The sequence below is a fragment of the Polaromonas sp. YR568 genome, assembly GCF_900116715.1.
In the GTDB taxonomy this organism is placed as follows: domain Bacteria; phylum Pseudomonadota; class Gammaproteobacteria; order Burkholderiales; family Burkholderiaceae_C; genus Polaromonas.
Genome location: NZ_FPBM01000007.1, coordinates 13,521 through 38,189, shown reverse-complemented (window position 1 = coordinate 38,189; position 24,669 = coordinate 13,521). Strand labels below are relative to the sequence as shown.

At 62.3% G+C, this 24,669-nt stretch carries 24 protein-coding genes; 14 read left to right on the top strand and 10 right to left on the bottom strand.

The features are described 5' to 3' along the window. Nucleotides 1-135: 135 nt before the first annotated feature. Complete coding sequence (locus tag BM408_RS15300) at nt 136-837, top strand: phosphatase PAP2 family protein (protein WP_092130739.1); 702 nt, start codon at nt 136-138, stop codon at nt 835-837. A gap of 56 nt (nt 838-893) precedes the next feature. Here the strand turns inward: BM408_RS15300 and BM408_RS15295 are convergent, their stop codons facing one another. The 4 genes from BM408_RS15295 to BM408_RS15280 all read right to left on the bottom strand — a co-directional run bounded on the left by BM408_RS15295 (nt 894) and on the right by BM408_RS15280 (nt 5,343). Next, entirely contained in the window at nt 894-2,222 is a 1,329-nt protein-coding gene (locus BM408_RS15295) for a caspase family protein (RefSeq protein ID WP_092130738.1), read from the bottom strand. After that, on the bottom strand, nt 2,212-2,853 hold the full coding sequence (locus tag BM408_RS15290) for a DUF1353 domain-containing protein (RefSeq protein WP_217649435.1): 642 nt from the start codon (nt 2,851-2,853) through the stop codon (nt 2,212-2,214). Before BM408_RS15290 ends, BM408_RS15295 begins: the two co-directional genes overlap by 11 nt. 133 nt (nt 2,854-2,986) lie before the next feature. Continuing rightward, the gene (locus BM408_RS15285; protein ID WP_092130737.1) at nt 2,987-3,697 is read right to left on the bottom strand and encodes an alpha/beta hydrolase; all 711 of its coding nucleotides are present in this window, start codon (nt 3,695-3,697) and stop codon (nt 2,987-2,989) included. 2 nt (nt 3,698-3,699) lie between these two features. After that, nucleotides 3,700-5,343, bottom strand: coding sequence for an AAA family ATPase (locus BM408_RS15280; protein ID WP_092130736.1), 1,644 nt, complete (start codon nt 5,341-5,343; stop codon nt 3,700-3,702). Nucleotides 5,344-5,630: 287 nt separating this feature from the next. Here BM408_RS15280 and BM408_RS15275 point away from each other — a divergent pair, with 287 nt between their 5' ends. Together BM408_RS15275 and BM408_RS15270 are read left to right on the top strand one after the other, a co-directional pair. Then, on the top strand, nt 5,631-6,389 hold the full coding sequence (locus BM408_RS15275; RefSeq protein WP_092130953.1) for a pseudouridine synthase: 759 nt from the start codon (nt 5,631-5,633) through the stop codon (nt 6,387-6,389). Between the two features lie 38 nt (nt 6,390-6,427). Beyond that, on the top strand, nt 6,428-7,021 hold the full coding sequence (locus BM408_RS15270; RefSeq protein WP_092130735.1) for a putative pterin-binding protein: 594 nt from the start codon (nt 6,428-6,430) through the stop codon (nt 7,019-7,021). A gap of 86 nt (nt 7,022-7,107) precedes the next feature. On the opposite strand, the gene BM408_RS15265 is transcribed toward BM408_RS15270, so the two are convergent. Next, nucleotides 7,108-7,899: an alpha/beta fold hydrolase gene (locus tag BM408_RS15265; protein ID WP_092130734.1), complete on the bottom strand. Its 792-nt coding sequence runs from the start codon at nt 7,897-7,899 to the stop codon at nt 7,108-7,110. A gap of 221 nt (nt 7,900-8,120) precedes the next feature. Here BM408_RS15265 and BM408_RS15260 point away from each other — a divergent pair, with 221 nt between their 5' ends. The 10 genes from BM408_RS15260 to BM408_RS15215 all read left to right on the top strand — a co-directional run bounded on the left by BM408_RS15260 (nt 8,121) and on the right by BM408_RS15215 (nt 18,798). Next, nucleotides 8,121-9,089, top strand: coding sequence for a YVTN family beta-propeller repeat protein (locus tag BM408_RS15260; protein WP_254774849.1), 969 nt, complete (start codon nt 8,121-8,123; stop codon nt 9,087-9,089). Then, nucleotides 9,055-9,975, top strand: coding sequence for a polysaccharide deacetylase family protein (locus BM408_RS15255; protein WP_092130732.1), 921 nt, complete (start codon nt 9,055-9,057; stop codon nt 9,973-9,975). The genes BM408_RS15260 and BM408_RS15255 overlap by 35 nt, the downstream gene beginning before the upstream one ends. A 5-nt stretch (nt 9,976-9,980) precedes the next feature. Then, on the top strand, nt 9,981-10,943 hold the full coding sequence (locus BM408_RS15250) for a sterol desaturase family protein (protein ID WP_092130731.1): 963 nt from the start codon (nt 9,981-9,983) through the stop codon (nt 10,941-10,943). 61 nt (nt 10,944-11,004) lie between these two features. After that, nucleotides 11,005-11,934: an EI24 domain-containing protein gene (locus tag BM408_RS15245; protein ID WP_092130730.1), complete on the top strand. Its 930-nt coding sequence runs from the start codon at nt 11,005-11,007 to the stop codon at nt 11,932-11,934. An 11-nt stretch (nt 11,935-11,945) separates the two neighbouring features. Then, on the top strand, nt 11,946-12,770 hold the full coding sequence (locus tag BM408_RS15240; RefSeq protein WP_092130951.1) for a competence/damage-inducible protein A: 825 nt from the start codon (nt 11,946-11,948) through the stop codon (nt 12,768-12,770). A gap of 239 nt (nt 12,771-13,009) precedes the next feature. Continuing rightward, entirely contained in the window at nt 13,010-14,425 is a 1,416-nt protein-coding gene (glnA, locus tag BM408_RS15235) for a type I glutamate--ammonia ligase (protein ID WP_092130729.1), read from the top strand. A gap of 178 nt (nt 14,426-14,603) precedes the next feature. Then, nucleotides 14,604-15,131 carry a hypothetical protein gene (locus tag BM408_RS15230; RefSeq protein WP_092130728.1) on the top strand — a complete coding sequence of 176 codons (528 nt, stop codon included), beginning with the start codon at nt 14,604-14,606 and terminating at the stop codon, nt 15,129-15,131. Between the two features lie 40 nt (nt 15,132-15,171). Next, nucleotides 15,172-16,278: a nitrogen regulation protein NR(II) gene (gene glnL / locus BM408_RS15225; RefSeq protein ID WP_092130727.1), complete on the top strand. Its 1,107-nt coding sequence runs from the start codon at nt 15,172-15,174 to the stop codon at nt 16,276-16,278. Between the two features lie 94 nt (nt 16,279-16,372). Further along, a complete protein-coding gene (gene ntrC, locus BM408_RS15220) occupies nt 16,373-17,884 on the top strand; it encodes a nitrogen regulation protein NR(I) (RefSeq protein WP_092130726.1) in 1,512 nt (503 codons plus the stop codon). 272 nt (nt 17,885-18,156) lie between these two features. Continuing rightward, nucleotides 18,157-18,798 (top strand): DM9 repeat-containing protein, encoded by a 642-nt coding sequence (locus tag BM408_RS15215; RefSeq protein ID WP_092130725.1) that lies wholly within the window; start codon nt 18,157-18,159, stop codon nt 18,796-18,798. Between the two features lie 28 nt (nt 18,799-18,826). Here the strand turns inward: BM408_RS15215 and xth are convergent, their stop codons facing one another. The 5 genes from xth to BM408_RS15190 all read right to left on the bottom strand — a co-directional run bounded on the left by xth (nt 18,827) and on the right by BM408_RS15190 (nt 23,866). Next, the gene (gene xth / locus BM408_RS15210; RefSeq protein WP_092130724.1) at nt 18,827-19,606 is read right to left on the bottom strand and encodes an exodeoxyribonuclease III; all 780 of its coding nucleotides are present in this window, start codon (nt 19,604-19,606) and stop codon (nt 18,827-18,829) included. A gap of 347 nt (nt 19,607-19,953) precedes the next feature. Next, complete coding sequence (locus BM408_RS15205) at nt 19,954-21,747, bottom strand: phospholipase D-like domain-containing protein (RefSeq protein ID WP_092130723.1); 1,794 nt, start codon at nt 21,745-21,747, stop codon at nt 19,954-19,956. A gap of 142 nt (nt 21,748-21,889) precedes the next feature. After that, nucleotides 21,890-22,483 (bottom strand): DUF4337 domain-containing protein, encoded by a 594-nt coding sequence (locus tag BM408_RS15200; protein WP_092130722.1) that lies wholly within the window; start codon nt 22,481-22,483, stop codon nt 21,890-21,892. A 51-nt stretch (nt 22,484-22,534) separates the two neighbouring features. Further along, on the bottom strand, nt 22,535-23,020 hold the full coding sequence (locus BM408_RS15195; protein WP_092130721.1) for a dihydrofolate reductase: 486 nt from the start codon (nt 23,018-23,020) through the stop codon (nt 22,535-22,537). Nucleotides 23,021-23,035: 15 nt separating this feature from the next. Beyond that, nucleotides 23,036-23,866: a thymidylate synthase gene (locus BM408_RS15190; RefSeq protein WP_092130720.1), complete on the bottom strand. Its 831-nt coding sequence runs from the start codon at nt 23,864-23,866 to the stop codon at nt 23,036-23,038. A 200-nt stretch (nt 23,867-24,066) separates the two neighbouring features. Between BM408_RS15190 and BM408_RS15185 the strand changes: the two genes are divergently transcribed. Continuing rightward, a complete protein-coding gene (locus BM408_RS15185) occupies nt 24,067-24,648 on the top strand; it encodes a uracil-DNA glycosylase family protein (protein ID WP_092130949.1) in 582 nt (193 codons plus the stop codon). Nucleotides 24,649-24,669: the final 21 nt, after the last annotated feature.

The window sequence follows — 24,669 nt, the reverse complement described above, 5'->3', positions numbered from 1 at the left end:
CCCCGTGTGAAGGGCTTTCGGGAGGCCTTAAGAGTGCCTTAAGAATTCAGCGGATTTCTCCGTGCAGCCGTCGAGGTTCGCGGCCCCGCCAAACCGTTAAGGAGGATTTAAGACAAGGCGTTGAAGCTCCACGCCATGCAAAATCTTTCCCCAAAACGGCTTGCGGTGATCACGGCCGGCACCGCCCTGATGTTTCTGGCATGGGACGCGTCCGGCTTCGACTTGCCCATGGCTCACTGGTTCGGCGGCCTGGGCGGCTTCCCGCTGCAGGACAACTGGTTCCTCACCACCGTCCTGCACGACGGCGCCCGGCGCCTGGCCTGGTGCCTCGCCTTGCTGCTGTGTTTGGGTGTGTGGTTTCCCCTCGGCGGTCTGGAGCGGCTGACATTCAACAGGCGTCTGCAGTTTGCCCTCACCACCTTGCTGGCGGTTACGGTGGTCAGTTCACTGAAGCTGGTGAGCGCCACCAGTTGCCCTTATGCCCTGTCAGACTTCGGCGGTGTGGCGCACTACACCTCGCACTGGGCCCACCTGTTCCAGCACGATGGCGGCAGCGGAGGCTGCTTTCCTGCGGGGCATGCTTCGTCGGGTTTTGCCTTCCTGGGCGGCTACTTCGCGTTCCGCGGCAGCGACAAAGCCGTGGCGCAAAAATGGCTGGCAGGCGCCATCATGGTCGGCTTGGTCCTGGGCTTCGCACAGCAGTTGCGCGGCGCACATTTCATGAGCCACACCCTCTGGACCGCATGGATTTGCTGGTGCACTGCATGGGGTGTCGACAAGCTGATGGATCGGTTCACTTTCGTGGACGTGAAAGCCGACCTTGGGGCAGCCGCATGAGTTCTATGGATGTTCCCGGTGCGTGGGTTCCATGGTGGGAACTTCGTCTCATCGACTCATTTGAGTGTGGAGCTGACTGCTATCGTCACGCGCCGGCTGCGTGCCAAGTCGGCACGGGTTTTCGCTTCGGTGATGAATTTTCCTTCGGTGTAGACCTGTGCAGCGGGTACCCCCCTGCTCATCAGGTAATTTTTTACCGAGTCGGCGCGTCTCATCGCCACCTTCTGTCCGTAGGCGGGCGATAACTGCTCCTCTTTATCGACATGGCCAACAATCAGCATGGTGTCCAGGTTCTCCTGGGCCAACTCCTGCACCAGGCTGTCGATGATGGCCATCGACGCCGGTTTCAGAATTGATTTGTCGTAGTCAAAATACACATCCACCGAGTAGGAAAGTTTTTTCACGAACTTCGATTTCTCTGCGCGTTTGGCGGATTCGGCAGTGGATGGCAAAGCCGTTTGGCTGAACTGAAACGTAACGTCCCCGCGAGCAAGTTCCGGATCGAGAATCATGCCGGTCTGCGGATTCTGGTTTTTATTGAGCGTCGGTACGTTTTGGGCGAGCCACAAGCCAATTTCCTTGCCGGTCACAAAGCCATCCCTGGCGCTCGTCGCGGCGCCGTTCAGGGCGTCAATCAGCAATGGCAGGAAGACGCTCTTCGCAGGGACCTTTTCTGTGGCACTGCCGGCCGAAATGAACTGGCGTGCCGGCGCCTTGGCCTCCGTGCTCAGAAATCGCCACCGGCTTTTCTCGTCTTCGTCCGGCAAAGCCAATGACCCCTTGCTCTGGAAGATCGTCCCTGAAAAGCAGCTGTCGAATATGAACATCGCGTGGCGTGATGCGACTTCATGGGCAATCGTTTGAAATTCGCGGATGGGGACGGCTGATCTGAGGAATGCCTTCGGGTCGACCGCAGGATCGACTGCGTCGATTGGCACCAGGTACCCGAAATCATTCACTGGATTTGAGTAGCCATGCCCTGTGAAAAAATAGAGCAGCCGGTTATCCGGCACCGTCCCATACTCTGCCGAGAATTCGCGCAGATAGCTGCCTATTTCTGCCCCCGTGGCGTTCGACACGACCCATACGTGGAACCCGTGTTTTCTTAATACCTCGGCAAGTTTGTCCACGTCTGCAAGCGTATTGGGCAGCGGTGACCATCCCTTGTTTGCCGCTCCGAGATAAGCCGATTCGGCGATCAGCAGCGCGTAACTGCCGGTGTAGAGCGGCACCGACCTGCCTGCGGGGGACACAACCGTTGGCTGCGGTCCGGTGGCCGGCAACTTGCGAAGCGTTGCGGCATCCGCAGATGGGGCGATGGTGAGCAGCAGGCACAGGGCAAGCAGCCACCCGGCATGCCGGCTTTGCCGGGTGCTAGAACACATCGGTTCTTTTCTTCCAGTCCTCCCACCGGGTGACGGCGGACGTGGGGAAGCGTTTCAAGAGTCGCCGTTCGCCTTGGGCCTTGAGCTCCGTGTTCCGGTTCCAGGCGGATTCGCCCATCGACCGGACCGCGTTGAAGATCACTGTCGACTTGACCGTTGACACATCCAGATCCTTCATTGCAAGCCTGAATATCTCGTCGGCGTCACTGCGCGGGATCGACGGTGACTGCTCCCAGTACAGATAGTCGTGCACGATGGCGGCGTAGGCATAGTCGCCGTCGGGCCGCAGGACCGACCAGAACAAGCGCGGAATACTCGCCAGGTCGGTGACAAAGCCGGTCGGCACGACGACTTCCTTGAATCTTTCTGAGGCCTGCGCCGGGCGCCACTGTATGGGTTTCGCCAGGAAGTAAATGGGCTCGACAAAACGTTGAACCACGAGCGGATCGCCGAGTGCCTTCTGATCCATCCAGCCTTTCATCCAGTCATCGATCTCATTGCTTGCCGGTTCAAGACCGGTCGCAACCGGCGATTTGACAGGCTGCGCAAAGGCAGGAGAAGTTGGCAGGCACGCGCCGGCTAGCGTCGCGATCAGATAGCCGAATGTGTTTCGCTTGTTCAAGTCGGACACGATGGATTCCCTCACTTTTTTGAAGTATTTGTTGTGACTGCATCGTGGCACGCACCTTCTCCAGACGCCTCCCCTAATTGGGGGAGAAGCGTTTACGCATCTCACGTCGGCAGCGAGGGCTGCGACGGTCTTGTCATTGCGCTGCGAGCGACCCCAAAAAGAAATCCATCGCCAGCGTCACCACAGCCGGCTCGATCCGGTGCGGGCCTTTGAACTCCACAGTGCTCACGTCATAACCCGCGGCCCTGAGCCGCTCGGCGTGTGGGCGTGCGCTGGTTTCTATCGGCAGCTGTTCGTCTTCCAGCCCGTGGGCGATGAAGATGCGGGGTGCACCTTCCTGCGTGAAGACGGACATGAAGCCGCCCGAGAACACGATGACGTGGCTGGCGATGTCGCCGTTGGTGACGCCTGCCGAGAGGGCGTAGCTGCCGCCGTCGGAGAATCCGGCAAAGGCCAGGTGGCTGGGGTCTATTGCAAACCTTGAGGCGACTTCCGCTAGGGCCTTGTCCAGCCGCTCCAGGTCGGGGCCGTTGCCGCCTATGACCAGGTCCCAGGTCGGAAACTGCGACTGCGGCAGCAGCAGCAAAAAGCCGCGCTGCTGTGCATGCTCGATGAAGAAGGGCAGCACCTTGTCGGCACTGCCGCCGGCGCCGTGAAACATCACCAGCAAGGGCGCCGGCGCCCCGGGCTTGAGGCTCTGCGGCACGATCAGCACGGCGTCGCGCTCTTCGGCAATGCCCAGCTTGTGGCGGCCGGCTGGCAAGGGGTCTTGATGCGGCTTGCCGCCGGGGCGAAACGAGAGCCGTCCCAGCAACGCGCCACCCAGAAGCGACATATCCAGCATGGTCAGGCTTTAGGCGTCTGGCCAATGCAGCGGAAGGCCGCGCACTGCGCAAACGCGTCTTCACTCAGCGGCTGGTTTTTGCCCTTGCAGAACTTGGTCGTCAGCTTGAGCAACTCCTTGATGTCGCGGCCGCTGGCGGCGGCATAGGTTACGGTCAGTCTGGCGATCAGTTCATCGGGCAGCTCGGCGCCGAACTGCTGCGCCAGCGACTTCCACAGTTGCGTGGCCTGGTCTTTGGTCGGCGTTTCAAACTGGATGATGGCGATGCAGCGCGACAAGATGGCGTCGTCAATATCGGCCACGCGGTTGGTCGTCATGAAGAGCAGGCCGTTGAAGTATTCGAGCGTGCGCAAAAACTCCGCCACGATGGCGTTGTGCTGCAGGTCATTGTCGCGGCGGCGGATGTAGACATCGGCTTCGTCCAGCAGCAGCACCGAATCCCATCGCGCGGCGCGCTGCAATATCTTCGACAGATTGGCTTCCACCGAGCCGGCGGTCACGCCAAGCTGGCCCGAATGCACGCGGTACAGCGGCTTGCCCACCACCTCGGCATAGACCTCGGCCGTCAGCGTTTTGCCCAGGCCCGGCGCCCCCTTGCACAAGATAGTGGTGCCGCCGGACTTGCCCTCGACGATATCTTCCATCAGGAAGTTGCGGTCGGCCGTGAGAATGTCGATCAGGTCGCGGTGTGCCTGCGGCAGCACCAGCTTGTCGCGCAGCTGCGGCTTGTAGCGGTACTCGCGCACGTTTTGCACATGCACCCACAGGTTGCGGTGGTAGTCCAGGTGAAAGAGGTGCAGGTAGCAGTGCAGTGGCACGCGGTCAAAGCCTTCGGTTATGCCGCTTTCGCGCCAGAAGGTCGCGTCGGCCGAGGTGTCGAACTGCCGCTCCAGCAGCTCCTCGTCGTTCACACAGCGCGCGCTGCCGCCCTGCAGGCGCCGGCATTCCAGTTGCGGGCGGGAGCTGCCGTCCGGCATCCAGGCAGAGCCCGAGACGGTGAACTGCGCGCCGAACTTGGGCTGAAGCTGCATAAAGCGCTTGGCGTGCGTCTCGTATTCGTTCTTGAACTCCGCGCATTCCTTGTAGAAGCCCGCGCCTGTCATCAGCTCGGGAATGGTGTGGTTGTTGATGTCGTCGGCATAAAAGCTCAGGCCGTAGGTCATGCCGGTGCGCCGCATGCGCGGATCGGTGACGGGCTCTCGCCCGGCGGCCTGCACTGTATTGGCCAAGAGGCCGATGATCACGTAGGCCGAGCCGTCGGCCGGCTGCACGTGGCGCATTGAATGCACCAGCCAGGGCAGCAGCACGCCGTCTTTGCCGCGCTTGTAGAGCCAGCCGTCGATCATGTCGCGCGACAGCCAGGCGATCAGGCCCGGGACCAGCAGCTCCAGGCTGGGAATCTTGCGCGCCGCCGGCGCGGCGTGGATGTTGTCCAGCGCCAGCATCTGGAACATCAGCTCGCGCTCGTTGGCAGCCCGGCACAAGCCGTAGAGTGTGTTCAGCGTGGGGAGGTCAAAGAGGCGGCTGGGCACAACACGTTTGCCGCGCGACATGCCGTGCTCGCTCAGGCGCCTGGCCAGCGGCGACTCGGCGTTGATCATCCCCAGCAAGGTGTTGGCCAGGGATTCCGGTATTTCAAATTCCATGAGTCTCTTTCACCGTCTTTATCGCTGTCTCTTTTTGACCGTTTCCCGAAAAAGATCATAGGACGCCATGGTCAGGAATCGCTTGACCGCAGTCAACCCGCAGGGCGATGTGGCTTGATTTGAGGGTGCCATGGCTGAAAACGCCCGCGCCGGTGGCCGGTGTGGCTCGAAATGGCCAAAGTGGCAATTCTGGCCACGTTGTCCACCGTTTGCAGGCCATTTGCATGCTGCTTGCCGGCCTTTCCGCCCGCCGCCGCCTCCCGGCGACAATACGCCCCATGGCAAGCATGCAACTTCAGGAAATCCTCTTCTCCCAGGGCTTTGGCACACGGCGCGTGTGCGCGGGGCTGGTTCAACAAGGCCATGTGGCGGTGGCTGGCGCGCCGTGTGACGACCCTACGGCCGAATTCGAGGCTGAAGAGGGCCTGCAGTTCACCGTGCAGGGCACGGCATGGGAATACCACGAGAAGGCCTATTTGATGCTGCACAAGCCGGCGGGCTATGAGTGTTCACAAAAGCCCAGCACCTACCCCAGCATCTACACGCTGCTGCCGGCGCCGATACGCCAGCGTGGCGGCGGTGCGGCGGCCGGTGTACAGGCGGTGGGGCGGCTGGACCAGGACACGACCGGCCTCTTGCTGCTGTCGGACGACGGCAAATTCATCCACCGCATGAGCTCGCCCAAGCACCACGTGCCCAAGGTGTACGAGGTGCGCGCCAAACATCCGGTGGACGACAAACAGGTCGCCAAACTGCTGGCCGGCGTGGTGCTGGACGATGACCCCAAGCCGGTGCGCGCCGCCGCCTGCGAAAAGACGGGTGACAACCAGCTCAGCCTGACGCTGACTGAAGGCAAGTACCACCAGGTCAAACGCATGATTGCCGCCGTGGGCAACCGGGTGGAAGAGGTAGCCGGCCTGCACCGCTCACGCATCGGCACGCTGGACTTGCCGGCCGACCTGAAGCCCGGCGGCTGGCGCTGGCTGACGGCCGAGGACATGGCCAGCATCTCGGCCACGCCTGCCACACTGGCCAAAAAGGCCTGAACCCAACTTCACCGCTCACCATCAACCGGAGGAAAAGCATGAACCAACGCCGTCAATTCCTGGGTGCCGCCGCCATAGGCGCAGTCGCCGCCCCAACGCTGGCCCTGGCGCAGCACGCCCCCAAGTCCGTGCGCGGCCCGGTGCTGCTGACGGTGAGCGGACTGATAGGCGCGGGCAACCGCGGCGCGCTGGACCCCAAACTCGACCAGCTGCTGGCCAAGCAGAAAGTCGGCTTCGACAAGGCTCACGCCTTTGACTTTGCCGCCATCGCTGCGCTGCCGGCCGTCACCATCAAACCCACGCTCGAATACGACAGCAAACCCCACACGCTCAAAGGCCCGCTGCTGGCAGACGTGCTGAAAGCCGCCGGCGTGACGCTCAAGGACGGCATGACGGTTTTTGTGCGCGCTATCGACGGCTACGCGGCGCAGATCACCGCGGCCGACCTGCGCAAATACCGGCCCATCATCGCCACCCATATCGACGGCCAGCCGCTGTCGCTGGGCGGGCTGGGCCCGCTGTGGGCGGTGTATGACGCCGACCGCTTTGCCGACGTGATGGCCAAGCCGCTGCCCGAGCGCTTTGCCTGGTGCCCCTGGGCGGCGTATCACGTTGAGGTCAAGGCTGGTTGAAATTTGCGAGTAACCGGCTACAGGCGCTGGTAGTTTGCTACCAAAAGCATAGTAAATAGAAGGCAAGTCAGGGCTGAAAACCCGTCTCAACCCAGATTTTTCAGGAAGCCCGCAATGGCCTCAGTTGTCTTGCCGGCCTGGTCACGCTGCGGTGAATGCCCGCAAGCGGCCAGCCGTAACTGCTGCGCGTGGGGCGCCGCCAGGGCAATTTCATCCAGCTGGCGCATCGTGCCGTATTCATCGTCCAGGCCCTGGATGAGCAGCAGCGGCGCGCTGATGCGGTGGCAGTCTTCGCGGATGTCAAAGCTGCGGAAGGCTTGCGACAGCCAGACATCGTTCCATTGCCAGAAGGCGACGTCGACATCGGCGTGGTAGCGCGCCAGCCGCTCCCGCAAGCCGCCCGATTCAAACGCCGTTGTCGCCTGTGCAATCGCCTGCACCGCGATGTCTTCCACCAGCACATGTGGCGCCATCGCAATACAGGCCGCCACCGGGTGCCGGCTGGCGTGGAGCAGGGCGATGGTCGCGCCGTCTGAATGGCCCAGCAGTACCGGTTGGCTGATCTGCAGTGCGTCAAGCAGCGCGGGCAACACGTCCCAGGCTTCGCGGTGCATGTAGTCGGGCGGCAGCCGACCGGTGCACCGCACATCGGGCACCGGGTCTGACTGCCCGTAGCCGCGCCGCGAATACACCAACCCGGCCCGGCCGATGGCGGCGCACACGGCCTCGGGCCAGCTGAGGCCGCGCTGCGTCCATAAAGCGACCGAGCCCAGGCCCTCGTGCAGGAAAACAATCGGCGCCAGGTCGGCCCGCCCGGCGATGCGCTGTATCTCCAGCCGTACGCCCTTGATCTCTACCAGTTCGCTCGTCAGGTTCATCGAAGCATCGTAAAGGATGTAAACGGATCGGGTATTTGGGGCATTGGGTGTTGCAGAGGCCGGAAATTGCCGGTATTCCCTCGCAAATTGCCAGCTTTTCGGGGCTTGGCAGCAAGCCCGCGCCGGTACACTAGCCCGTTGCACGTAGAAAGACCGTTTTTGTGAATGTTTCCGCCCGTTTAGCAGCCGTCCGGCTGTGCGCCCTCAGTGGTTTCCTGATGATGTGTTTGCCGGCCACCGCCCAGACGGCGGCCCCGGCGCCATCGGCCTCCGCTTCCGGCATCGCAACCCCCGTCTTTGTGCTCAATTCGCTGGACGACAGCGTCAGTGTGATCAACCCGGCCACCTGGACGGAAACCCGGCGCATCGCCACCGGCAAGCAGCCGCACCACCTCTACCTCACGCCAGACGAAAAATCCGTCATCGTCGCCAACGCGCTGTCGGACTCGCTGACCTTTATCGACCCCAAGACCGCCGAAGTGCAGCGCACCGTGCGCGGCATCCTCGACCCGTACCAGCTGCGCTTTTCGCCCGACATGAAATGGTTTGTCACGGCGGCCAACCGCCTGAACCACATCGACATCTACAAGTGGGACGGCAAGGACATCACGCTGGCCAAACGTGTGGCCACCGGCAAGACGCCCAGCCACTTGTGGATAGACAGCAAAAGCAGCACGATTTATTCGACCATGCAGGACAGCGACGAGCTGATCGCCATCGACCTGGCCACGCAGGCCGTCAAATGGCGCACCAAGACCGGCTCCATCCCGGCCGATGTGTACGGCACGGCCGACGACAAGTTCATCCTGGTGGGCCTGACGGGCGGCGATGCGGTTGAGGTCTACGACGTGAGCGGCGCACAGCCGCAGCGCACCAAGAGCATCAAGACCGGCGCCGGCGCGCATGCCTTCCGTGCCTTTGGCGACAAGCGCCATGTGCTGGTCAGCAACCGCGTGGCCAACAGCATCAGCAAGATCGACCTGCAAACCCTGGAGGTTGTCGACAACTACCCTGCACCGGGTGGCCCCGACTGCATCGACGTGAGCCGCGACGGCAAGCAGATCCTGGTCACCTCACGCTGGGCGCGCAAGCTGACGGTGATCGATGTGGCGACGCGCAAAATTGTTCGCCAGGTCAATGTTGGAAAGAGCCCTCATGGCGTCTGGACGCTCGACCACGCCCCACGCTGAGCGAGCCGGGCAGGCTCGCTCGGCGCTGCTGCTTGCTATTGTTTCGGTAGCTGCTTGCGCTTATCCTGCCTGGGCTGCAGGCCAAAAAGACACCAAAAACGTCGCCCAGAGCGCCGTGCAGCCGACCGCCGCTGCCTGCAAACCCGTCTACCTCACGCTGGACACCGGCCACATGGCCGTCGCGCCGCTCATGGCCGACATCCTGAACAAACACCACGTCAAGGTCACGTTTTTTGCAGCCAATGAACGCACGCAGGAAGGTGACGGCAGCCTGGGCGCGCAATGGGCGCCCTGGTGGAAGGCGCGGGCGGCCGAGGGCCATGAGTTTGCATCGCACACCTGGGACCATGTGTACTGGCGCGCTGATGTGCCCGCGGAGCCGGGCGCGCAGCCGCAGTTCAAAATGCGGCCCTCCGCGGGCCCGCTGGAGGGCAAGGACTTCACCTGGTCGGCTGCGCAGTATTGCGAAGAAATCGGCAAATCCGCCAGGCGGCTGGAGGCCATCACAGGCAAGAAAACGCTGCCGCTTTTCAGGGCGCCGGGCGGCAAGACATCGCCTGCGCTGCTGGCGGCCGCCAAGTCCTGCGGCTATGAGCATGTGGGCTGGTCGCCTGCCGGCTTTTTGGGCGACGAGTTGGCGAGCGAAAAATACCCGAACGATTTTTTGCTGAAGAAAGCGTTGCGCGATGTGCGCTCCGGCGACATCCTGCTGGCGCACCTGGGCATCTGGTCGCGCAAGGACCCGTGGGCGCCCAAGGTGCTGGAGCCGCTGATCACCGGCTTGCAGGCGCGCGGCTTTTGCTTTCAGACTTTGCGCGAACACCCTCAGTACAAGGCGTGGATTGACGCACAAGCCGGCTCCGCGCCCGCCAAGCCTGCAAAATAAAGCCCATGGACTGGTTCAGCGATATTTTTTCGGCGGCGCAGCAGTGGCTGTTTGAGGCGGCGGTGCAGCCCGCCATGTTTGCGCTGGGCATGGGCAACCTGCTGGAAGACGGCTACGACGCCACCGCCTGGTTCATGGTGGGCGTGATCCAGGTGCTGATTCTGCTGGCCATCATCGGCCCCTTGCAGCGCTGGCGGCCGGTGGAGCCGGTGACAGACCGCGCCACCATACGCACCGATGTGCTCTACACGCTGATCCACCGGCTGGGCCTGTTCCGCATTGCGCTTTTCTTCACGCTGGACCCGTGGTTTGACGAAGCCTTCGGCGCGCTGCGCACCGCCGGCTACGGCACCTTCCACCTCGACCAGCTCTGGCCCGGCGTCACCGACCATGCGGTCGTCAGCCTGCTGATTTACCTCGTCGTGTTTGACTTTGTGGCGTACTGGACGCACCGCGGCCAGCACCAGATCGAATGGTGGTGGCGCCTGCATTCGCTGCACCATGCGCAGCGGCAGATGACGATGTGGAGCGACAACCGCAACCACCTGCTCGACGACATCCTGGTCGACTCCATTGTCGTGCTGGTGGCCCAGCTCATCGGCGTGCCACCCGGCCAGTTTGTCGCCATAGTCGCCTTTACCCAGCTCAGCGAAAGTTTTCAGCATGCCAATGTGCGCCTGTGGTTCGGCCGCATCGGCGAGCGTTTGTGGGTGAGTCCGCGCTTTCACCGGCTGCATCACAGCATAGGGATTGGGCATGAGACGGTGAAGGCTGAGCGCACCGTGCTGGGCGGGCATAACTTCGGCGTGTTGCTGCCTTGGTGGGATGTGTTGTTTGGCACCGCCAATTTTGAGCAGCGCTACGACCCGACCGGCATTCGTGACCAGGTGGAAGCCAACCGCGACTATGGGCGAGGCTTCTGGTCGCAGCAGTGGATTGGGTTGAAGCGCCTTTTTGGCCGCGCTTGAGCTTTCCTGAAGGCGGGGCTCCGCAGGCCCCAGGTCATCCTTTCGCGTTATCCTGTGTTTTATGAGCAAACTTCTTGACGCCTTCTGGCGCGCCGCGATGTACTGCCTCCACCCACGGGTTATTGCCTTGTCGGTGCTGCCGCTGATCATCATGGTGGTGATCTCACTCGGCCTGGGCTACTTCTTCTGGAGCGATGCGGTTGAAGCGATCCGCTCGCAGCTCGGCAGCTACGAACTCGTCAACACCATGGTCCGCTGGCTCGAAGGCCTGGGCCTGGGCGGCCTGCGCATGGTGCTGGCGCCCGCGCTGCTGCTCTTTATGGCGATTCCGGTGATCGTGATCGTCGCGCTGCTGTTTGTGGCCATCCTCATGACGCCGGCCATGGTGGCGCTGGTAGCCGAGCGGCGTTTTCCGCAACTCGAACGCAAGCAGGGCGGCTCCATGGTGGCCAGCCTGTTCTGGTCGCTGGGCTCGACCTCGCTGGCGGTGCTCGCGCTCATCGTGTCGATTCCACTGTGGTTGATCCCGCCGCTGATTCTGGTGCTGCCGCCGCTGATCTGGGGCTGGCTTACTTACCGTGTCATGTCCTACGACTCGCTGGTCGACCACGCCAGCAGTGAAGAGCGGCGCCAGATTTTCAAGGAACACCGCGCGCCGCTGCTGGCCATCGGCGTGATCAGCGGCTACCTGGGCGCCGCACCCAGCCTGATCTGGGCTTCGGGCGCGATGTTTGTCGCCATGGCGCCCATCCTGGTGCCGGTGGCGATCTGGATTTACACGCTGGTGTTCGCGTTTTCCTCGCTCTGGTTTGCCCATTACACGCTGGCCGCGCTGGAGCAGTTGCGCAAAAAGAACAATGCCCTCGCGCCCGACCCGCTGGCGCAGCAGGCCGTCACCTCCATGGCCGCCGAGCTGGCGCCCGAAGCCTTGCCGGGGCCCGCGCCCAGTTTCGGCACGCTGGGCGGCAAGCCCGATTTACCCCTGCCTTGAACCTGCACAACATGACACCCCACTTCGGCCTCATCATCGTCGGCGACGAAATCCTCTCGGGCAAGCGTGCCGACAAACACATGCCCAAAGCCATCGAGCTGCTGGGCGCACGCGGCCTGCCACTGGCTTATGCCGACTATGTGGGCGACGACCCGGCGCGCATCACGGCCACGCTGGCGCGCGCATTCGCGGCAGCGCGTGAAAGCGGCGATGTGGTGTTCTCCTGCGGAGGCATTGGCGCCACGCCTGACGACCACACCCGCCAGTGCGCCGCCAAGGCGCTGGGCCTTGAGCTGGCGCTGCACCCCACGGCCAAAACACTGATCCTGGAGCGCATGGCCGACGTGGCCAAAGAGCAGGGCACACCTTATGAGCCCGACCGCGACGACAACATCCACCGCCTGAACATGGGCGTGTTTCCAGCCGGCGCGGAGATCATTCCCAACCCGTACAACAAGATCCCGGGCTTCACTTGCCGGGCGGGGCAGGGGGCGGTTCACTTCGTTCCCGGCTTTCCCGTCATGGCCTGGCCGATGATCGAATGGGTGCTTGATAACCAGTACGCCCATCTGCACCAAAAGTCGCCTCACACCGAAAAGTCGGTGATCATTTTTGGGTCCATGGAGGCCATGCTCACGCCGCTGATGCTCGATATTGAAGCGGCGCATGCGGGCGTGAAAGTGTTCAGCCTGCCCAGCGTGGACCACCCCGAATATGGCCGTCATATTGAGCTGGGCGTCAAAGGGGCGCCCGAAGCGGTCAATCTGGCCTATCCGGCCATGCTGGCCGGGCTGCATAAATTCGACCTCAAATTTGGCCCCGAATTGGTGCGTTGAGTTTTTGCACCTTATCGGTGCAGTTTGCACAACGCACTTAAATGGTGCATTCGTTACGGCAGCGTGTTTTTTGCAGTTTCAGCCTGCCAAAGGCGGGAACTGAAGCCAGATAACGGCACAATCCGAGGCTTGGCAGAAATCTGAACCGATCCCGAACTGCTAATGGCTTTGGCACAAAAAGTGCATTCAACAGGCCCGAAGAGAATTTTCAACCACCCATCCAGCAACAGGAGATTTTGATGGCAAAGACCGTCGCAGACGTCATGAAAATGGTCAAGGAAAACGAAGTCAAGTTCGTTGACTTCCGTTTCACCGACACCCGGGGCAAAGAGCAGCACGTCACCGTGCCCGTGTCCCACTTTGACGAAGACAAATTCACGGCAGGCCACGCTTTCGACGGTTCGTCCATCGCGGGCTGGAAGGGTATCGAGGCTTCGGACATGCAGCTCATGCCCGACCCGAACACCGCCAACATCGACCCCTTCTTCGAAGAAACCACGCTGTTCCTGCAGTGCGTCGTGGTCGAGCCCAGCGACGGCAAGGCCTATGACCGCGACCCGCGCTCCATCGCGCAGCGCGCTGAAGCCTACCTGAAGGCTTCCGGCCTGGGCGACACCGCCTACTTCGGCCCAGAACCCGAATTCTTCATCTTTGACGGCGTGCGCTGGAGCAACGAGCCCGGCAACGTGCACTTCGCGATCGACGAGTACGAAGCTCCCTGGAACAGCGGCAAGCAGCTCGAAGGCGGCAACCGCGGCCACCGTCCCACCGTTAAGGGCGGCTACTTCCCCGTCCCTCCGGTCGACAGCACGCAGGACATGCGCGCCGAGATGTCCCTGATCCTCGAATCGCTGGGCATCCCCGTCGAAGTGTTCCACCACGAAGTGGCCGGCGCCGGCCAGAACGAAATCGGCACCAAGTTCAGCACGCTGGTTCAGCGCGCCGACTGGACGCAGGTCCTCAAGTACGTGGTCTGGAACGTGGCCAACGCCTACGGCAAGACCGCCACCTTCATGCCCAAGCCCTACGCCGGCGACAACGGCTCCGGCATGCACGTGCACCAGTCGATCTGGAAAGACGGCAAGAACCTGTTCGCCGGCGACGGCTATGCGGGCCTCTCAGACTTCGCGCTGCACTACATCGGCGGCATCATCAAGCACGCCCGTGCCCTGAACGCCATCACCAACCCCGGCACCAACAGCTACAAGCGCCTGGTGCCAGGCTTTGAAGCCCCGGTGAAGCTAGCTTACAGCTCGCGCAATCGCTCGGCCTCGATCCGTATTCCGTTCGTGGCAAACCCGAAGGGCCGCCGCATCGAAGCGCGTTTCCCCGATCCATCGGCCAACCCATACCTGTGCTTCTCGGCGCTGATGATGGCCGGCCTGGATGGCGTGGAAAACAAGATCCATCCGGGCGAAGCCGCCACGAAGGACCTGTACCACCTGCCGCCGGAAGAGGACGCAAAAGTCCCAACCGTCTGCCACAGCCTGGACCAGGCGCTGGAATACCTGGACAAGGACCGCGGCTTCCTGACCAAGGGTGGCGTGTTCACCGACTCCATGCTCGACGCCTACATCGAGCTGAAGATGGGCGAAGTCACGCGTTTCCGCATGGCACCGCACCCGGTCGAGTACGACATGTACTACTCGCTGTAAGCAAGTAAGCGCTCAATCACATACACGCCCGTTTCGGGTGTGTGTGGTCAAAAAGGGACGGCCAAGGCCGTCCTTTTTTATTGCCCCGGCGGGTTGTGGGTCTGCTGGCTTTGTAATTTGGCCGCTTTGCCGCATACTGATAGACCGTCCTAGCCTTCAACGGCACTGGGAGTTCCCTATGAAACACACCTTTTTGCTTTCTGCCCTGACCTTGCTGCTGGCCGGCACGGGGAGTGCTGCATGGGCGCAGCAGGTTTACCGCTGTGTCGGCGCCGGCGGCGCGGCGCCCGAATACATCAACAACACCAAAGAGGCGCAGCAGCGCAACTGCAAGCTGGTCTCCGGCGGCAATGTCACCGTGGTGCAGACTTCGCCGGCCGTCAGGGCGGCAACGGCGACGCCGACGGCACCGGTCCGGGTGGCCGCAGGCGGCCCCGTCAGCAGCGACCCTGTGCAGCGCGCCCGTGACAGCGATTCCCGCGCCATCCTGGAAGCCGAGCTGAAAAAAGCTGAAGCCAAGCTGGCGGAGCAGCAAAAAGAGTACAACAACGGCGAGCCTGACAAGCAGGGCATTGAAGGCCGCAACCACCAGCGCTACCTGGACCGCGTGGCTGAGCTCAAAGACAACATCACCCGCAACCAGAGCGACATTGCGGGCCTCAAGCGCGAGATTTCGCGCCTGCCTGCGCCTACTTCGACCAACTAGACACCGGCTGTAAGCCTGCTTTGGCGGCTTCTGGGTCAAAATGGATGGCTTGAACAAGCCCTCCATCCGCACCGCGCTATCTTCCGTCCCGGTTTCCGGGATCCCCCGCTTCCAGGCGTTTGACCTGCTGGCCACGCTGGTGGCCGTGGTGCGCACCAACGGCACGGTGGTGTTTGCCAATGCCGCCCTCGAAGACGCCCTGGGCACCTCCCGGCGAACCATTGAGGGCTCGCAACTCCCCGACTGCTTCACTGAGCCGCTGATTCTGCAAAACGCGCTGGAAGGCGCTGGCAGCAATGAATTCGCGGCCCTACGCTACGACGCCTGGCTGCGGCGCCTGAACCATGAGCCCCTGCCGGTCCACGTGGTGGTGGCGCAAACCGACACGCCAGGCGAAGCGATTGTGGAGCTGCTGCCTCTGGAGCAGCAGGCCAAGCAGGAGCGGGAAGAGCGCCTGATCGACCAGGCGCAGGCCAACAAGGAGCTGATCCGCAACCTGGCCCACGAGATCAAAAACCCGCTGGGCGGCATCCGCGGCGCGGCGCAGCTGCTGCAGATGGAAATCGGCAAGGATCTGACGGAATACACCCAGGTCATCATCCATGAGGCGGACCGCCTGCAGACGCTGGTGGACCGCCTGCTGGCGCCGCACCGCCGGCCGCACCTGGTGGGCGACGTGAATATCCACGAAGTGTGTGAGCGTGTGCGCTCGCTGATCCTGGCGGAGTTCCCCAAAGGCCTGAAGGTCACGCGGGATTACGACATCTCGATTCCCGACTTCCGCGGCGACCGCGAGCAACTCATCCAGGCGGTGCTGAACATCGCCCACAACGCCGCACAGGCGCTGGCGGAACGCATCGCGGCGGGCAATGCGCAGATCACTTTCAGGACGCGAATCGCCAGGCAGGTAACTTTTGGCAAGCAGCGCTATCGCTTGGCACTGGAATTGCATGTTATCGACAATGGACCGGGTGTGCCGGACTCCATCAAAGACCGAATCTTCTATCCCCTGGTCTCGGGGCGTGAGGGCGGTTCGGGGCTGGGGCTGACATTGGCGCAAACTTTTGTCCAGCAACACCACGGTTTGATTGAGTGCGACAGTGTGCCGGGCCGTACAGATTTCAAGCTGCTCATACCGCTGCCTTGAAATGTGTCTCCTCCATGACTGATACATAACGCGATCGGCGCGAAGGGCTTCAAAAGAGCCCTGCGCTGAAAGCACGAAAAAAGGGACTGCATACATGAAACCGATCTGGATCGTTGATGATGACCAGTCCATCCGGTTTGTTCTGGAAAAGGCCCTGCTCCGCGAGGACCTTCCTACGCGCAGTTTTACCAACCCCCGTGAAGTTCTTTCTGCGCTCGAAAACGCGACGGAAGACGATGGCCCGCAAATCCTGGTGAGCGATATCCGCATGCCTGGCGGCTCGGGCCTGGATTTGCTGGAGAAGGTCAAGGAAAAGCTCCCCGGCCTGCCCGTCATCATCATGACGGCTTTCTCGGACCTGGACAGCGCCGTGTCGGCCTTTCAGGGCGGCGCTTTTGAATACCTGCCCAAGCCTTTTGATTTGCCCAAAGCGGTGGAACTGATCCGCCGCGCGGTTGAAGAAAGCCAGCGCGAGGAAGTGGCCGAAGAGCGTATGGCCGCCGCGCCCGAAATGCTGGGCCAGGCGCCGGCCATGCAAGACGTCTTCCGCGCCATCGGGCGTTTGAGCCAGAGCATGGTGACGGTGATGATCACCGGCGAGTCCGGCTCGGGCAAAGAGCTGGTGGCGCGCGCGCTGCACAAACATTCGCCGCGCGCGAATGGGCCTTTTGTGGCGATCAACACCGCGGCCATCCCCAAGGACTTGCTTGAGAGCGAACTCTTCGGCCATGAGCGCGGCGCCTTTACCGGTGCGCAGACCATGCGGCGCGGCCGCTTTGAGCAGGCCGAAGGCGGCACGCTGTTTCTCGACGAAATCGGCGACATGCCCTTTGACTTGCAGACGCGGCTGCTGCGCGTGCTGAGCGACGGACACTTCTACCGCGTGGGCGGACACAACGCCGTCAAGGCCAATGTGCGTGTGATCGCCGCCACCCACCAGGACCTGGAGCAGCGCGTCAAGGAAGGCGGCTTCCGCGAGGACTTGTTTCACCGCCTCAACGTGATCCGCCTGCGCCTGCCCGCGCTGCGCGAGCGGCGCGAAGACGTCTTCATGCTGACGCGCCACTTCCTGCAGCAAAGCGCCAAGCAACTGGGCGTGGAGCCCAAACGCATTTCCGACACGGCCCTGCAGCAACTGAGCAACTTCGGCTTTCCGGGCAATGTGCGCCAGCTTGAAAACATCTGCCACTGGCTCACAGTCATGGCTCCGGCTCAGGTGATCGAGCCCAAAGACCTGCCGCCCGAAGTGCTGGGCATGATCCCCGAGCCGGGCAAATCCCCAGCGCTGATAGACAAAACGGAGGCTGTTCGCATCGACAGCGCGGGGAGCGCCGACAAGGCCCCGCCCGTGCACGCCCCCGAGTTTGCCGCGCCCGCCGTGACCGGCCAGGAGCAGAACTGGGAAAGCGGCCTCGAAGCCGAAGCCCTGGCTCTGCTGGCCACCGGGCGCAGCGATGTGTGGGATGTGCTGACGCGGCGCTTTGAGTCCAAACTGATCCAGACCGCACTGGCCAACACCCGCGGGCGCCGCATCGAGGCGGCGCAAAAGCTGGGCATTGGCCGCAATACCATCACGCGGAAGATTCAGGAATTGAACCTGGAGTGAACGCGGCCCCCACAGTCGTTCACCGCGTGTAACTCCTTGCCCCCGAGGGGGCCGCCCGCCCTACGGCCCGGCAAAGCCGGTTCCGGGGCTCATGCTGGGGTAAGAGTTCAAGGCGTGCCAACCAAGGGGTGCCGCGGAACCGGCTTTGCCGGGCCGCAGGCGCCGCCCCCTCGAGGGTGGGATAGGCTACACGCAGTGAGCCTGGGCGGGGGTGGGCGAGGAATGGCAAAATCGGCGCCGGTATCTCACGCCGATTGCTTCTGGAGGGAATCATGCTTGCCTTGAAGAATTTGCCTGTCCACCGGGTTTTGCTGCTGTGTGGAATTGCTGTGCCCTTCCTGGCGGCGGCCCAGGGCAGCTGGGTTCCTGCACGCAATGGCAATATCCCGCGCAATGCCGTCAACGGCAGCCTGAGCCAGACCAAACCCATGTCAATCTGCCGCGCCTGGTACCAGAACGGTGTGCACCCCGGCAAGCTGATCGCCGGAAACTGCAACATCGCCTGGGGAGACCGCGAGATCGTGATCCCGTCTTATGAAGTGCTGGCGGGAAATGCTCTCGACTTCCGTTGGGTCCGCGGCTCCAACGGCTCCGTGCCGGTCAACGTGATCTATGGCGGGCAGGAGCCGGGTCGGCAACTGGCGGTATGCCGCGCCGATTACCGTGGCGAGATGCACCCCGGCAAGCTGGTGGGCAATGTCTGCCAGATTGGCTGGGGCGGCCGTGCCGTCTCCTTGCACAGCTACCAGGTGCTCGCATGGCCCAGCAGGTCGCAATCGGCCAACAATCAACCTGTGCCGCCCGCTTTCATGCCCATGGACTCTTCCTTTGGGCACATGCCGGGCACGCCGGTGTTCCCGTCCCAGCAGCAGCAACAGCAGCGGACCGGCATACCGGAATTCGGCTCGCGCTAAAAGCTGGTCAGGCCGTCTATCAGGCCGCTCAGGCGCCCAGCTCCACCGTCACCGGCGCGTGGTCGCTGGGCTTTTCCCATTTGCGCGGCACGCGGTCTATGGTGCAGCCTTTCACTTGCGGCTTGAGCGCGTCGCTGACCAGAATGTGATCGATACGCAGACCGCGGTTCTTCTGGTAGCCCAGCATGCGGTAGTCCCACCATGAATAGCTTTTGGGCTGCTGCTCGAACATGCGAAAGCTGTCGGTCAGGCCCAGCGCCACCAGCTGGCGGAAATGCTCGCGCTCTTCCTTGGTGTGGTGAATGGTGTCGCGCAGGCCTTCGGGGTCGTAGGAATCCTGGTCTTCCGGCGTGATGTTGAAGTCGCCCAGCAGCACCAGTTGCGGATGGGCCGCCATCTCGGCGCGCACATAGGCCTGAAGGCCGTCCAGCCAGCGCATCTTGTAGGCAAACTTTTCGCTGCCGGGCTCCTGGCCGTTGACGAAGTAGCCGTTCAGCACGCGAATGGGGCCTGTGGGGCCGTCCACCGTGGCGGCGATGACGCGCGAATGCTCGTCTTCAAAACCCACGATGTTTTTCACCACGTCACGCAGCGGCGAGCGCGACAGGATGGCCACGCCGTTATAGGTTTTCTGGCCGAAGGCGGCGGCTTCATAGCCGGCGGCCTTGAGTGCCTCCAGCGGAAACTTGTCGTCCGTCATCTTGAGCTCTTGCAGGCACAGCACGTCGACCGGGTTGGCCGCCAGCCAGTCCAGCACATGCTGCAACCGGGCGGTGAGTGAGTTGACGTTCCAGGTGGTGATTTTCATAAAAGTCCTGACTGCTTGTGTTGGCCGATTTTCTTCTCAATTTTCAAACGAACCCCGGGGCAAGGCCTCATCTGGAATTCCTGCGATGCCCGCAAGTTCCGGATGAATTTAAACCGTATTTTGCCGGGTCCCACGAACAGGCACCGTATTCACCGGATGGCGTGCGGCGCGGCAAAGCCGCTGGCGATGCACATTGCCCGCATCGACCGCCTGGCAGTCCTGGGGATTGTCAGTCTGACATTGAAGTAAGGAGAGAGGCTAGCGAGGCTAGCCGGAACATATCGGTAGCGGCAAGCCCGGCGCAAGGCCGAAACACCGGTGCTGTCGTTTCGGCCCGGAACGCGCGATCAGTTGAAGCCGCTCATGGTGGTCAGCAACGCCAGGCGCTTCTGGCGCAGCTTTCCGGGGGCGTAGCCGGCGGTCCAGGCGTCGGTTTCTTTCAGGAACAGGCTGCCCTCCGCAGCCGGCGCGGCGCCGGCCTCGGCACGCTCCCGCGTCTCTTCTGCCACGGAGCGAAAGTAGTAGTGATTGAAGATGCGGTTGAACTCGGTGAAGTAGATATCGGCCACCCGTTGGTCACCCCGGATCAGCAGCATGTTTTCATCGTTGGAGTTGGTCGACGCCTTGCTGAAGTTGGCAGACCCCGTCACAACGATCGGATCCGCGCCCAGAGGATTGAACAGCAGAAACTTCGAGTGGACATAGCTGACATGTTTGTTGAGACCCAGCAGCTTGGCGTTGATCTCTCGCGCCCACTGGTACACCGGGTCGTTGATATAGGAGCCCCAGGCCTTGTAGACATTGTTGGAGGCGTTGATGGCGACGAAGGTGTCCTGGGTCTTTTCGGTCGCCTTGTCCTTCTTCTCGAGCAGCAGGAAGGTAATCGGGCTCTTCCCGGTGTGGGCTTTCAAGGCGTCCTTGAAGTCCTTGTTGATGCCGAACGCCAGGGTGATGAATCCGGATTCGGTAGCCTTGTCGACAAGGTCCACGTAGAGCTTCAGCGCGGCCGGCCCGCGGCGGGGGCTGAAGATCGAGGTGATGCCGTCCGGGATATCGGCGATGCGGCTCACCGTGGGCGAAATGGTTTCGACCTCGGTGTAGAGGGCCGCGTTCTCTTTTTTGCCTTCGGCCGAGGACCCGTCGACGGCGCCGGGGTCCGTCTTCAGCAGGTTCCAGTAGCTTTCAAACAAAGTGGCAGTGACTTCGTCCCGCACCCAATGGCCGACATTGGTCTGGCCGTGCAAGCCGCCTTCGGAAATATTGGTCGAACCGGTCCACGTCTGCATCGGTGTGCGTTTCTTGCCTTTGAGCAGAACCATGAACTTGTTATGTTGGATGTCGTTGGACCTGGACTCGCGCAGCGTCACCCGCGCCTTCGGAATCTTTGCCGTCTTGAGCATCCGCAGGTTGTCTTCGCGCGGAAAGCTCTCGTTGATCTTGCCGGTCTTCTTGTCTTTGGTTTCGTTCACCTTTGCATCGATGATCAATCGAACATCCACGCCTCGGGTGATGGCCTGCGCCAGCGCGGTGGCGACCGGGAGGTAGCGAAACTCATAGAAGCAGCACAGCAGGCCATCGCCCTTTTTGGCCTGTGCGATGAACTTGAGCAGGGCATCGTCAAGATCGCGGCTGAGCCAATCCTTGGCCTGCTGCTGCTTCGGCTCAGGCAGTTTGCCGAGCGGAGTGCGGCCAAAACGCCCCGTGTAGGCCTGACTGCTGGCGACGCCGCGGTTGAAGAACACGTCATGCGGCCCATCGGTGTAAAGGGCTTCAGTCTTCACTTGGATGCTGACCGGCTTGAGGCTGCGGTCGAGCTTTCGCGGCGTTCCCCGCAAGGGGTGGAAGAGGTATTCGTAGCTGCGTCCCGATTTCGCGGTGAAATCGTCCCACACCAGGCTTTGCACCGGGTGGTCGAAGGTGCTGGGCCGGGTGCTTTCGTCAGGCCTGGGAATGACGGATGGGAACACCTTGAAGCCCGGCATGAAATAGCGCTGCTTTTCCACCGGGTCGATGCGTTCGACAGCAAAGCCCAGCAGACCTTTGCGCGCGGTGGCGCTGGTGTCTATGCCGAACGAGACGGTGTTGATGCCGGTGACGGCGAACACCTGAAAGCCCGCCTGTTTCTTCGATTTGAAGCGCATGGTTTCCTCCCCTTGCCAACGGTTGAACTCGCGCCTCGTTTCTATTCGTAGAGGTCTTGCGGTGTCAACCTCCAATCAGAGGAGGGGGAGGGACCTGACGAGTGCATGCCCCGATCCCGGAAATCTCCGGAAACAGCGGCTGTCAGATATGCAGCACGGCCAAAACGCCCACCACCAGCCCCACACCGGCAACGGCGAACATGCCGTACTCCAGCCACTTCTTGCGCGTCAGCAGGGCGATGGCCGCCAGCGCGATGGCCACCTGCAGCACCGTGGTGGCCTGCGCCCAGCGGTGGTGCTGGTGCATTTGTTCGTCTGACGATTTGTCCCAGGTGGCGGCTTCGGCCTCGAGTTTTTCGGCGCCTGCCTTGATCTCGTTTTTCTCTTTCTCGTAGCGGTCTATCTTGTCCTGATAGCCGGCTTTTTTATTCTCGGGCGCCAGGTCGCGGGCGAGTTCGGCCAGCGACTGCTTGGTGCTTTTCGACTGGAAGTAATTCCACTGGTTGGAGGCTTCGGTCTTCTTGATGGCCGCGTTGTTTTTGTAGAGGCCCGCATTGGCCTGCGTGGCGCCGCCCATGTAGGCAAAGATGGCGCCTATGGTCGCAATGATGGCCGTGATGACCGCGATCTGCGCGATCATGCCGCCGCCGCTGTCGTGGCCGCCATGGCCGCCTTGGGCCGCGTGCTCAAGCTCATGGTCGTGGGGCCCGTGTACGTGAAATCCGCCTCCTGACATATCTGTTCCCTCGTGTGTTGTTGTGTGATGGTTGTTATGGATGGATAGAGACTATTTTTGGTAGGTGATGAAGCTGAACTTCATTCCGCTCGCCGACACGTGGTCTTCACGCGCGGCCTCCCGCCATTCGGGCCCCAGCGTCGGCGCGTAGGCGTCGCCTTCAAACTCTTCGGCAATCACGGTCACTTCAATGCGCTCGGCCAGCGGCATCGCCTGCGCGTAAATCTGCGCGCCGCCTATGACCCACACTTCGTCCGACGAGGCGCACAGCGCCAGTGCATCGGCCAGGCTGGCGGCGGTTTCGGCGCCCGTTTCCTTCCAGCTGGCCTGCCGCGTGATGACGATGTTGGCGCGGCCCGGCAGCGGACGAAATTTTGGCGGCAGCGAATCCCAGGTCTTGCGGCCCATGATGACCGGCCAGCCGGTGGTCAGCCGCTTGAAATGCGCCATGTCTTCCGGCAGCCGCCAGGGGATGGTGTTGTCGCGGCCGATCACGCCGTTGGCGGCGCGGGCGAAGATCATGTGGATGCGTGTCATGACTGCATCCTCGGGCTAGACCGCTACAGGAGCTTTAATGGCGTCGTGGTGCTGGTAGTCCAGGAACTCGAAGTCTTCAAACTGGTAGTCAAAGATCGATTCGGGTTTGCGCTTGATCTGCAGCGTTGGGTAGGCAAAGGGCTTGCGGCTCAGTTGCAGCGCGACTTGCTCATGGTGGTTGCTGTAGATGTGACAGTCGCCGCCTGTCCAGATGAAGTCGCCCACGCCCAGGCCGCATTGCTGCGCCACCATGTGGGTGAGGAGGGCGTAGCTGGCGATGTTGAAGGGTACGCCCAGGAAGATGTCGGCGCTGCGCTGGTAGAGCTGGCAGCTGAGCTTGCCCGGCTGGCCAGCCACCTCTGACGGCGCTACATAGAACTGGAAGAAGGCATGGCAGGGCATGAGCGCCATCTTGGAGAGATCAGCCACGTTCCAGGCGCTCACGATGATGCGGCGCGAGTCGGGGTTGGTTTTCAGCGTCTTGATGACTTCGCTGATCTGGTCGATGTGGCCGCCGTCAGGCGTGGGCCAGCTGCGCCACTGCACGCCGTAGACCGGGCCCAGGTCACCGTCTTCGCGCGCCCATTCGTCCCAGATGGTGACGCCGCGCGCCTTGAGCCAGTTGTTGTCGCTGGAGCCCTGCAGAAACCACAGCAGCTCATGCACGATGGACTTGAGGTGGACTTTTTTGGTCGTCACCAGCGGAAAACCCTCGTTCAGGTCAAAGCGCATCTGGTGGCCGAACACGCTTTTGGTGCCGGTGCCGGTGCGGTCGGCCTTGAAGACGCCATGGGTGTCCACATGGCGCATGAAATCTTCGTATTGGGAGCGGATAGGGCGGGTCATGGATAACCAGTCGGCTGGGTGTCAGGGTGGAGTGTCTCTCAGGCCGGCAGGTGACGGGGACAGCGGCCAGACAAGGACTTAATTATGCCCGCAGCACCCGCCGCGGGTTGGACCCGGCGCCCGGCGCTCTCGCCCCAACGATGCCAGGGTCCACGGGGTCAAACTGCTATAAATCAGGGGCTTACAAATTCTGGATGCCCATGCCGTCTGTTACGTCGCTCCTGGCCGAGGTTCGTGCCTGCACGCTGTGCAGCGAGCACCTTGCGCTGGGTCCGCGACCTGTCCTCCAGTTAGACCCCGCGGCGCGCATCCTGATCGCCGCACAGGCGCCCGGCCTGAAGGTGCACGAAACGGGCGTTCCTTTCAACGATGCCAGCGGCGAGCGATTGCGCAAGTGGCTGGGCGTCACCAGAGAGCAGTTTTACGACCCCAGGCTGTTTGCCATCGTGCCCATGGGATTTTGTTATCCGGGCAAAGGCAGCTCCGGTGATCTGCCGCCGCGCCCGGAGTGCGCGCCCCGCTGGCGCGCGCCGCTCTTGCAAAGCCTCAAGCAGTTGCGGCTCACGCTGGTCATCGGCCAGTACGCGGCCGCTTACCACCTTCCGCAGGAGCGCTCAGGCCTGACGGTGGCCGTCCAGCGCTGGCGCGAGTACTGGCCGGCCACTATTCCTTTGCCGCATCCGAGCCCGACAAACAATGGCTGGTTTGCACGCAACCGCTGGTTCGAGCAGGAGCTCGTCCCCAAGCTTCGCGATCGTGTCGCGGAGGTGTTTGACGAGTGAAGGCCGGCGGAAGGGGCTGCG

Bases quoted from the DNA above. Each gene is read 5' to 3' on its own strand.
- BM408_RS15300 (WP_092130739.1), top strand. From the start codon at position 136: ATGCAAAATCTTTCCCCAAAACGGCTTGCGGTGATCACGGCCGGCACC.
- BM408_RS15295 (WP_092130738.1), bottom strand. From the start codon at position 2,222: ATGTGTTCTAGCACCCGGCAAAGCCGGCATGCCGGGTGGCTGCTTGCC.
- BM408_RS15285 (WP_092130737.1), bottom strand. From the start codon at position 3,697: ATGCTGGATATGTCGCTTCTGGGTGGCGCGTTGCTGGGACGGCTCTCG.
- BM408_RS15280 (WP_092130736.1), bottom strand. From the start codon at position 5,343: ATGGAATTTGAAATACCGGAATCCCTGGCCAACACCTTGCTGGGGATG.
- BM408_RS15275 (WP_092130953.1), top strand. From the start codon at position 5,631: ATGCAACTTCAGGAAATCCTCTTCTCCCAGGGCTTTGGCACACGGCGC.
- BM408_RS15270 (WP_092130735.1), top strand. From the start codon at position 6,428: ATGAACCAACGCCGTCAATTCCTGGGTGCCGCCGCCATAGGCGCAGTC.
- BM408_RS15265 (WP_092130734.1), bottom strand. From the start codon at position 7,899: ATGAACCTGACGAGCGAACTGGTAGAGATCAAGGGCGTACGGCTGGAG.
- BM408_RS15260 (WP_254774849.1), top strand. From the start codon at position 8,121: ATGTGTTTGCCGGCCACCGCCCAGACGGCGGCCCCGGCGCCATCGGCC.
- BM408_RS15255 (WP_092130732.1), top strand. From the start codon at position 9,055: ATGGCGTCTGGACGCTCGACCACGCCCCACGCTGAGCGAGCCGGGCAG.
- BM408_RS15250 (WP_092130731.1), top strand. From the start codon at position 9,981: ATGGACTGGTTCAGCGATATTTTTTCGGCGGCGCAGCAGTGGCTGTTT.
- BM408_RS15245 (WP_092130730.1), top strand. From the start codon at position 11,005: ATGAGCAAACTTCTTGACGCCTTCTGGCGCGCCGCGATGTACTGCCTC.
- BM408_RS15240 (WP_092130951.1), top strand. From the start codon at position 11,946: ATGACACCCCACTTCGGCCTCATCATCGTCGGCGACGAAATCCTCTCG.
- glnA (WP_092130729.1), top strand. From the start codon at position 13,010: ATGGCAAAGACCGTCGCAGACGTCATGAAAATGGTCAAGGAAAACGAA.
- BM408_RS15230 (WP_092130728.1), top strand. From the start codon at position 14,604: ATGAAACACACCTTTTTGCTTTCTGCCCTGACCTTGCTGCTGGCCGGC.
- glnL (WP_092130727.1), top strand. From the start codon at position 15,172: ATGGATGGCTTGAACAAGCCCTCCATCCGCACCGCGCTATCTTCCGTC.
- ntrC (WP_092130726.1), top strand. From the start codon at position 16,373: ATGAAACCGATCTGGATCGTTGATGATGACCAGTCCATCCGGTTTGTT.
- BM408_RS15215 (WP_092130725.1), top strand. From the start codon at position 18,157: ATGCTTGCCTTGAAGAATTTGCCTGTCCACCGGGTTTTGCTGCTGTGT.
- xth (WP_092130724.1), bottom strand. From the start codon at position 19,606: ATGAAAATCACCACCTGGAACGTCAACTCACTCACCGCCCGGTTGCAG.
- BM408_RS15205 (WP_092130723.1), bottom strand. From the start codon at position 21,747: ATGCGCTTCAAATCGAAGAAACAGGCGGGCTTTCAGGTGTTCGCCGTC.
- BM408_RS15200 (WP_092130722.1), bottom strand. From the start codon at position 22,483: ATGTCAGGAGGCGGATTTCACGTACACGGGCCCCACGACCATGAGCTT.
- BM408_RS15195 (WP_092130721.1), bottom strand. From the start codon at position 23,020: ATGACACGCATCCACATGATCTTCGCCCGCGCCGCCAACGGCGTGATC.
- BM408_RS15190 (WP_092130720.1), bottom strand. From the start codon at position 23,866: ATGACCCGCCCTATCCGCTCCCAATACGAAGATTTCATGCGCCATGTG.
- BM408_RS15185 (WP_092130949.1), top strand. From the start codon at position 24,067: ATGCCGTCTGTTACGTCGCTCCTGGCCGAGGTTCGTGCCTGCACGCTG.